This window comes from Halobellus sp. Atlit-38R (assembly GCF_003665925.1).
GTDB classification, from domain to species: domain Archaea; phylum Halobacteriota; class Halobacteria; order Halobacteriales; family Haloferacaceae; genus Haloquadratum; species Haloquadratum inordinatus.
The window spans coordinates 1-461 of record NZ_QXIJ01000315.1; the positions used below are offsets into that span (position 1 = coordinate 1).

General features: G+C 70.1%; 1 protein-coding gene. It reads left to right on the top strand.

The features are described from left to right. Positions 1-136: 136 nt before the first annotated feature. Positions 137-461: cupin domain-containing protein (locus tag D3D02_RS19570; RefSeq protein ID WP_147435781.1), on the top strand; the 325-nt coding region annotated here is incomplete at its 3' end.

The following is a 461-nucleotide window of genomic DNA, read 5'->3' on the forward strand; positions in this document are numbered from 1 at the left end:
AGTTGAGGCGGATCGGAATGCCGAACGCGCTCCCGACCTTGATTCCACGCATACCCTCGGGTTCGGTCGGTGATCGGTTAAGTCACCGGGTCCGTGCGGTGATCGGTTAAGTACCCCCCGCCCGTCACGGACGCCCATGAGCGACACAGCCGATCCCGAGGCGGTCGTGAAACGCGCCGACGCGGTCGCGTCCGAGCCGGTCGACGCCGCCGAGGGGCTCTCGAAGGCCGTCCTCCTCGACGAGTCCGACGGCGCCCCGAACTTCGCGATGCGCCGGTTCGAACTCGCGCCGGGCGCCGAGGTCCCGCGCCACACCAACGCGGTCGAACACGAGCAGTACGTCCTTTCCGGCGAGTACGTCGTCGGCGTCGGCGACGAGGAGCACGCCGTCTCGCCCGGCGACGCCCTCCTCATCCCCGCGGGCGTCGAACACTGGTACCGGAACGCGGGCGACGAGCCGG